The sequence below is a fragment of the Ktedonobacterales bacterium genome (assembly GCA_036557285.1).
Taxonomy (GTDB): Bacteria; Chloroflexota; Ktedonobacteria; order Ktedonobacterales; family DATBGS01; genus DATBHW01.
This window is the reverse complement of sequence record DATBHW010000064.1, coordinates 118745-127364: the sequence shown is the minus strand read 5'-3', so window position 1 is coordinate 127364 and position 8620 is coordinate 118745. Positions and strand designations below refer to the sequence as shown.

Here is an 8620-nt window from a genome sequence, read left to right as displayed (position 1 = left end):
AGGTGTTGGCAAGCGAGGCGTGTTATTTGTAGCGCCGCCATCTTGGCGGCCAGCGTTGGCCTGCTGGTCCGCTGGCCGCCAAGATGGCGGCGCTACAAGTAACCCCGATAATTGGTGGAACCGCGGCGCTTCCGTTTTTGAGCCGCCAGGCAAGAAGCTTTCTGAGGAGATGTGCGCGCACTTTCCACACTCTGCCGCGAAAGTGCGGTATAATTCATATGGCTATGGTTGCCAGCGGATACGAACATGCTTGCCCAATCAGCTATGCAAAACCCATCATCATTACCCGCTCAGGACGCTCAGCCCGCCCCGATGATAAAAACCATATCGGGAGTGGTCGAGCGCATCACCTTCCAGAACGAGGAGAACGGCTATACGGTAGCTCGCTTTCTCCCTGACCCCACGCATCGTTCGCCCGGCGCGTCCAATTCAAGCCACCGCTCCTCGCGCGCCAGAAAGCGCGGCGAAGAGCATCTTGTTACCATCGTGGGAACACTCATCAGCGTTGTCGCCGGGGAAGCACTGGAGCTAAAAGGCTTCTGGCAGCATCACGCGCAGCATGGCTGGCAGTTCAGCGTCCATGATTACCGCTCCATCCTACCGGCCACTGCCCAGGGCATCCGCAAGTATCTGGGCAGCGGCCTGATTAAAGGCATCGGCCCAAAAACGGCGGAGAAAATTGTCGCCCAGTTCGACCTTGAAACCCTCTCCATCCTCGAAGAGACGCCCCAGCGGTTGATTGAAGTGCCTGGCCTGGGCAAGCGCAAAGTCGAAACGATTATCGCCGCCTGGGAAGAGCAAAAAGCCATCAAAGAAGTGATGCTCTGCCTGCAAGAACTCAGCGTCAGCACCAGCCTGGCAGTACGCATCTATAAGCAGTACCAGGATGCGGCTGTCACCGTCGTCAAAAACGAGCCATACCGCCTGGCCCGCGATGTCTGGGGCATCGGCTTCAAGACCGCTGATAAAATCGCTCAATCGCTGGGCTACACGCCGGACCACCCGGAGCGCATCAAAGCAGGCGCGTTCTTCGCCCTTTCAGAAGCTGCCGACAATGACGGGCATACCTACCTGCCGCTTCCCGCGCTCGCCAGGAAAGCCGCCGATCTCCTAGGCGTCAGTTCTGCCCAGGTCGAGAACGCCGTGACCGATCTGGCGCTGGAAGGCGGCATACAGCTAGAAACGTGGGAGGAAGGAGAACAGGCCACGCCCGATAGCTCCGCGCCCGCTGACGCGCTGGCCGTGTATCTGCGTTCCTTCTATGCCGCCGAGCAGGGTATCGCGCGCAATGTGCGGCGGCTGGCGGCATGCCCGCCAGAGCGGGGCAGCCTGGCCGAGTTGCAGCAGGTCCACTTTCCGGTCATGTTCGACTATCTCGCCAGCAGAGCAATGCTTTCGCTGGCAGAACAACAGCAGGCGGGCATCGTCATGGCGCTGACCAATCCAGTCAGTGTGCTGACGGGCGGCCCCGGCACCGGCAAAACGACCTCGCTGCGGGCGCTGATTCGCGTCCTCACGCTCAAGAAAAAGCGCGTCATTCTGGCCGCGCCGACTGGCCGCGCCGCCAAGCGCCTTTCCGAAGCGACGGGCATCGAAGCGAAAACGCTCCACCGCCTGCTGCAACTGAGGCCGGGCAGCCAATCGCTGTATGACCGCAACAACCCGCTCCCTGCCGATATGCTGATTGTGGATGAAGTGAGCATGCTGGATACGCTGCTGATGAACAGCCTGCTGAAAGGGGTGGCTACAGGAACACACCTGCTGCTCGTGGGTGACGCCGACCAGCTTCCCAGTGTGGGCGCGGGCAACGTGCTGGCCGACATCATCAACAGCGGCGTCGTTCCCATCACACGGCTGGAGCATATCTTTCGCCAGGGCGCTGGCAGCGCCATTGCCACCAACGCCCGGCGCGTCAACCAGGGACAGATGCCCCTGACCGGGCCAGATATGCGCGATTTCTTCTTCATTGCCCAGGACGACCCAACAGCGGCGCGAGACATGATCGTCGAACTGGTTGCCCGGCGCATTCCGGCCAGGTTTGGCGTTCGCCCGGAAGAGATACAAGTCCTCGCGCCCATGCACCGGGGAGCCTGCGGCGTGGGCGAACTCAATGAGCAGCTTCAGGCCGCGCTCAATCCGCCTGGCGCGGGCAAAGAGCAGAAGCAATACGGCGGCACGCTCTTTCGTGTGGGCGATAAAGTGCTGCAACTGCGCAACAACTACGACAAAGAAGTCTTCAATGGCGACGGCGGCGTAATTCGCGCGATTGCCCCCGAAGAGCAAACCATCACCGTCAGGCTGGACGATGGGCGCAGCGTCTCCTACGAGTTTGGCGAATTGGATGAACTGGCCCTGGCGTATGCCGTCAGCATCCACAAAGCCCAGGGGAGCGAGTACCCCGTCTGCGTCGTTCCGCTGGTCATGGAGCAGTATATGCTGCTGGAGCGGCAGTTGCTCTACACCGCCATCACCCGCGCCCGCCAGCTAGCCGTGCTGGTCGGCAGCAAAAGGGCGCTGGCGATTGCCGTCAAGAACGGGCCGAAGCCGATTACGCAGCAGGATGGTATAGACCCGTCCTCAGCGCCCTCGACTCCTGAGTCGCGGCATCGTTCCTCGCGCTATACCGCCCTGAGCATCCGCCTGCGCCAGAGCAGCAGTAAAGGCAGATGAATCACTTCTCGCTGAGGGTGATTTTCTTTGCAGCCTAAAGCAAAAGCGGTATCCCCATAGATAGCGTAGATAGTGTAGATGCTTTGTGATGAGTTATTCTTTTTCATTAAATATTCTAAATACTTATACCCTCTTTTTCATGAGGTTTCTTATGGTAGAATATCTACAGCATCTAGACCATCTATACTATCTACGCTATCTATGGGAGAGTGGGGATACTGAAGCCAAAACTTGATAAGAAGACTATCAAACTTCCCCTGAAATCCTGCATCTCTCAGCGTTCGGCTGTCGCCAGCAGACCATCGCTGATGTCGTACAGATCGTCGGCAATCTCCACCGCCTGCGGGTCATGCGTGGCAATCAAGAACGCCACGCCCTGCTCGGTAGCGACGCGGCGCATCAAGTGCAGAATGGTCCGGCCCGTTTGCGAGTCCAGATTGCCGGTTGGCTCATCCGCCAGCGTCAGTCTGGGGCTATGCGCCAGCGCCCGCGCAATCGCCACGCGCTGCTGTTCGCCGCCAGAAAGCTCCAGCGCGCGATGGCGGGCGCGTCCGGCCAGCCCAACCAGCGCCAGCGCCTCGGCGGCGCGCTGCTGCCGCTCGCGGGCTGTGGCTCGCGCCAGGCGCAAGGGCAGTTCCACATTCTCTAACGCCGTCAAACTGGGGAAGAGATGCGCCGCCTGAAAGACAAACCCCAGCGACTCGCGCCGCAGGGTCGTGCGCTGCTGTTCACTCACCTTCGCCAGTTCCTGACCAAAGAGCCAGACCGACCCCGCTGTTGGTTCATCCAATCCCGCGATCAGATTGAGCAGCGTCGTCTTTCCCGCGCCAGAGCGCCCGCGCAGCACTGCCACGCGCCCCGGCCAGAGCGTCAGATGCACGCCGCGCAGCGCCGCTACCTGCTCGCCCCCCACGATAAAGATGCGCTCCAATCCGCGCACCTCCAGCAGCGGCGAACTCCCCGCGCCAGCCGACAGGCTCAGCGAGCGTCTCGCGCCCGGCTCTGGCCCGCCACCAGGCGGCACTAATCGAACGCCTTTCATCGGCTCCTGCTCTCCTCGCACAATGTTTGCTGCTTTCCAGACGGCGTGCCTGTAGCGCCGCCGTCCCTGACGGCGAACCGCACCGCCAGCGCGAACGTCTCCCCTCCAGCGCCACATACCGGCGGGCCAGCGTTGGGCCGCCTGGAAGGCGGCGCTACAAGTGGCCGCTACGTCTCATCATCCTGGTAGGCGGCACGGCTCCCGGCAGGCCAGACCTCCAGATGCCCATCGGCCAGCCGAATCTCGGCGCGTCCCTGGAAGGGCAGCGCCTCCAGAAAATGGGCCGGGATTTGCAGCCGCCCAACCTTATCTATAATCACCGCCTCGTGGTGTGTCACTTCCAACACCGGCGCCCGGCCTACCGCCTCATACGCGCCCGACTCGCTCCAGTTGCGCTGCACCACCTGGCGCACTGTCTCGGTGCTGGTGCGCCCATCTCGAATGGCGATGGTCCGATCAACCGAATGCGCCACCGAAGCGTCATGCGTCACAATCACCATCGTCAGGTCCAGTTCCCGATTCAGGCGGCGCAGCAGCATAAAAATCGTTTCCGCTGTGCGGCTGTCCAGTTCGCCGGTTGGCTCATCGGCCAGCAGCAGCGGCGGTTGATTGGCAAGCGCCACTGCAATTGCCGCGCGCTGCTGTTCGCCGCCGGAAAGCTGCCCAGGCTTGCGATCTGTCTTCTGGCCCAGCTCCACCAGTTCCAGCAGCACTCGCGCCCGGCGGGAACGCTTCTGGCGCGGCCAGCCCGCCAGCGCCAGCGGCGCTTCCACATTCTCCCCAATCGTCAGGTCCGCCAGCAGATTGCGGCTGGTTTGCTGCCAGATATGCCCAACAACAATGCGGCGATAGTGAGTTCGCTGGCGGGCGCTCAGCTTCGTCAGATCATAGCCCGCCACCTCGCAGCGCCCGGCGCTGGGGTTATCCAGCCCGCCCAGGATATTGAGCAGCGTACTCTTCCCTGACCCGGACGCTCCGACCAGCGCCAGCATCTCCCCGCGCTGGACATGCAGGTCCAGACCCTGAAGCGCCACAACCTCCAGGTCAGCAACCTTATATATCTTGACCAGTGTATCGCACTCGATAAATGCAGCCCGCGCCAGTGCTGTACCCACTAATCTTCTCCCAGGCGCAGCGTGCGCCCCAGACCCAGCCGATTCGCATAGCTCGCCATCCAGAGCAGCGCCAGCAGCAGCGCCAGCGCCAGACAGCCATAGAACAGCCCCACCGCAGGCCAGTGAATCGCCAGTATCGAAGGCGGCACGTTTTGCGCCGCTGAACCGCTCTGGCCCGCGCCGAATTCGAGGTAGGGCAGCGTCGCCGTCGCCAGCGCCGCGCCCAGCGCAGTCCCGGCCAGCAGGCCAAACAGATAGATCGCCAGTTGCTCGCCCAGCAGCAAAAGCACGAGCTGCTTGCCACTCGCGCCGAGCGTTCGCAGCACCGCAAACTGCGTGGCGCGCTGCCGCGCCGTCAGGGCGCTGTAAATCAGGCTCCCCAGCACCGCCAGCCCGCCCGCCGCGATCACGCCCAGCAAGAGGACGCCGCGCAATCCCGCCTGCAACGGGTTCTGCTCTGCCGCTGCCTGGAGCGCCCGGCGGTCCCACACCTGCTGAAAATCCAGGTCCGTCTGCGCGAACGTCGAACGCAGCCGACTGAGCGCCCCGCCAGCATCAACGCTGCGCATCCAGAACTCGTTGGGGCCGAACAGGTCATTGCCGCTCAAACCATTGACCACACCAAGATAATCATGCAGGTCAATGACCATATACCCATGCCCATTGCGATCATACATCGTTGGAAAGTCCTGCGCCACTGCCCCTACGCGAAACTGCGCCTGAGCAAAGGTCGCCTCTGAGGGCGAGCCGGTAAAGAGATCGCCAACCGCCAGCTTATTCTCATCCAAAAAGGACTGACTAACCACTGCCCAGATCACCGGCGAATTCCCCGATTGCGCCCCGGCAAGCTGGTCGGGCGACAGCGCGTGCTGGCGCAGCGCAGCCATCAGCGCGTCCAGCGATTGATTGGCAAAGTCAGCGCGCCAGTAGGTCGCGCTGGCGAACGTCGCCGGATCAATCGCCAGCAGCGCGATAGTTGCCGAGGCCACATCCCTGGTATTGACGCTGGTGCGGCGTGCCGCGCTCACCGCCTGGATGCCAGGCAGGGCAGCCAGCGTCTTCTGTTGATCGAACGCCGCTGGTGTGGAATTGAGCGGGCTTTCCACTACGCGAAAATCGGCTCCCGCCTGATAACCAGCGCCGTCTACCTGGCTCTGGCCCAGCGAAGCCGAGAAGGTGAGCGTGAACAGGCCCAGCCCCACCGCCAGCGTCAGCAGCAGCACCAGCCGCGCATAATGCAGCGGGCTGCGCGCAATCTGAATCAAGGCCAGCAAGCCCGTAGCCCCGCGACCACGTGCCGCCAATCGCGCCAGGCCGCGCACCAGCAGCGGGAAGAGGCGCAGAGCCAGCAGCGCCCCCGCCAGCAGCAGCAGCCCCGGCGCGAGCAGCAAGAGCGGATCGGAGGCCGCGCTCCCGCCCAGCAGGCTGCGCACACCGACCCCACCAAAATAGTTCAGTTCTACATAGCCAGCCGCGCACAGCACAGCCAGGCCAACATCCAGATAGAGACGCTGCCAGAGCGGCTGACGCATCGAACGCGCCTGCTCGCGCCGGAAGGCCAGCACATCCAGTCGCGCCGCGCGCAGCGACGCCAGCGCCAGCGCCACCAGGCACAGCGCCGCCGCCAGCGCCGCAATCAAGAAGATCGAGTTGGGGAAAATGACCGCGCCCAGATAGCCCGCGCTGACCAGCCCCACCGCAGCAGGCAACAGCCAGGAGACCAATCCCCGCGTCAAGAGCGCCGCCAGCCAGGGGCCGAGCAGTGCCGCCGCCAGGGCCAGCGCCGCGCCCTGCGCCAGATAGAGGCCCAGCACCTGCAAGCCGCTGGCCCCCCGGCTCTTGAGGGTGGCAATCTCTGCGGCCTGGCGCTCCACCAGCAGGCCAGCAACCACCACGATATAAAAGAGGATCAGCCCCAGCACCTGCGCCATCACCACATACAAGGGCAGCGCCAGCAAATCAAGCTTGTGCTGATAGTCGCCGAGCAGATGATTCAAGCCGGTATTCACCTGCGCCTGGCGCACCCCATGTATCGGCGTCAGCCGATTGGTAATCTCGGCGGAGAAACGGGAGAGACTGTCCAGCGTCTCATTCAGGTGGGCGATGTGAAGCTGTTCCGGCTGGATAGGGTAGTCCCAAAAGGCCGTCGCTGGCAGGTTGGGAACCCCGGCCAACTGTGCAAAGAAGACATCGCTGTTCACCAATAGGGGATAGAGCAGTGGCTGGCCTGCGCCCTGGCTGCTGCCAAACGAGCGCCCAAACCAATAGGCATCGTTCGGATCGTTCGGCATCCAGATGCCAGCAACGCGCAGGGGAAGCTGGCGCGTGTGGTCGCCAAAAGGCACAATCACCAGCACATCGCCCACGTGCAGATGATAGGCGCTCGCCATCTCATCCGTCACCAGCGCGGCAGGCGTATCGCTTTGTTTGGGCAGAGCGCCCGCCTCCAGATGAATATGCGCTCCAGCCGACTGATAATCATAGGCCAGATAGCGCGCTTCCACGGGAGGCACCGCGCTAATATTAAACTGCTGGCTGCCCGCCGCCTGAAGCAGCAGCGGATCGCTGATGAGAACGCGATGGCCCGCGCCGATGAACGAGGCCAGATATTGGTTCACCAGCCCGGCCTGCGTCGTCTCGGCTGTCTGCGTCGCCTTGTCATCCGCCGCGCTAAATTGGACGCTCACTTCCAGATCGCGCGTCACGACATCGCTGGTATGCAAGTCTTGCTGAAGGCCAATATCGGAAACGGTATCTGCAAAGACCGGAACGGTACAAAATAACACCGTCGCCGCCAGAATACCCAGGCCCAGGCTCGCCAGCAGCAGCGCGTTATGCGCAAAGCGCCGCCGCGCCAGTGAAACCGGGGCCAGGATACGGGTCATCAACGGGCGCCGTCGGCGGCGCACCGTTGGGGTTACTTTCCGTTGTTGAATCGCCATGCGAGCGCATACATCCTTATCAAAGAAGGCTCCATTACCTCCACGCCACCACATACCGCGCAGACCAGGCAAACGGAGCAAAATCTCTGCCATTGCTCGCACATGGTATCATAGAGTCTGCGTCCCGTCAGCAAGCGCCCAATACAAACAGGGTTCCACCACCTATCGGGGGGCGCCACTTGTAGCGCCGCCATCTTGGCGGCCAGCGATTCGCCAGGGTGAGCGTGCGCCCTCCAGGCCACCGGACCAGCAGGCCAGCGTTAAGCCGCCTGGAAGGCGGCGCTACAAGTTGAGTATTACCCTATCAGACCAGACGAATCGGGGTTCTCAGTCGAGACAAAATGAGCGGGTACTTCAAGGAGGGGCAGCGTCATCCGGCGCACGCCGGTGATATACATGCTGCCGTTGGGTGTGCGCGTCGTGAAGTACTTCTGGGCAAGCAAGCCCAGCGGGCGAGCCACCACCAACGCCGCCGTCGAAGCCAGGATCACATTATTGAAGGTGTTATAGGGTCTGCGCAGCTTCGCCACGCTCATAGCCGAAAGTCCGGTCAAGATGCCAGCCACCGCCAGGTTCGTCCCGCAGCGTTCGTGAATCGCCATCTCTGGCTCGCCATTACGCAGCCGATTCAGCGCCTGCTCTGCCGCTGGCCTGATGGCTTCAGTGGGTACATCTCCAAACACAAAAAAGCCCGCAGCAAACGAAACGCCCGCCAGCCGGACATCGGGAAACGCTTTGCTGAGCAGCACAATGGTCGCATGTTCCAGCGCGTGATTTTGCCGCACAGCGCCGCCGAGCAGCATTTGCTGCGATACTTGAGAAACAACGTTCATGGAAAAAACCCTCTCTTA

The 8620-nt window shown here is 62.3% G+C and carries 5 protein-coding genes; 1 reads left to right on the top strand and 4 read right to left on the bottom strand.

Translation table 11 applies throughout. The features are described from left to right. The first annotated feature begins 246 nt into the window (after positions 1-246). The gene (locus tag VH599_19060; GenBank protein ID HEY7350423.1) at positions 247-2670 is read left to right on the top strand and encodes an ATP-dependent RecD-like DNA helicase; all 2424 of its coding nucleotides are present in this window, start codon (positions 247-249) and stop codon (positions 2668-2670) included. 274 nt (positions 2671-2944) lie between these two features. Here VH599_19060 and VH599_19055 read toward each other — a convergent pair whose 3' ends face one another. The 4 genes from VH599_19055 to VH599_19040 all read right to left on the bottom strand — a co-directional run bounded on the left by VH599_19055 (position 2945) and on the right by VH599_19040 (position 8602). Further along, entirely contained in the window at positions 2945-3712 is a 768-nt protein-coding gene (locus tag VH599_19055; protein ID HEY7350422.1) for an ABC transporter ATP-binding protein, read from the bottom strand. 167 nt (positions 3713-3879) lie between these two features. Further along, complete coding sequence (locus tag VH599_19050; protein ID HEY7350421.1) at positions 3880-4827, bottom strand: ABC transporter ATP-binding protein; 948 nt, start codon at positions 4825-4827, stop codon at positions 3880-3882. After that, positions 4827-7769, bottom strand: coding sequence for an FtsX-like permease family protein (locus VH599_19045; GenBank protein ID HEY7350420.1), 2943 nt, complete (start codon positions 7767-7769; stop codon positions 4827-4829). Before VH599_19045 ends, VH599_19050 begins: the two co-directional genes overlap by 1 nt. Before the next feature lie 296 nt (positions 7770-8065). Next, entirely contained in the window at positions 8066-8602 is a 537-nt protein-coding gene (locus tag VH599_19040; protein HEY7350419.1) for a DUF6391 domain-containing protein, read from the bottom strand. Positions 8603-8620: the final 18 nt, after the last annotated feature.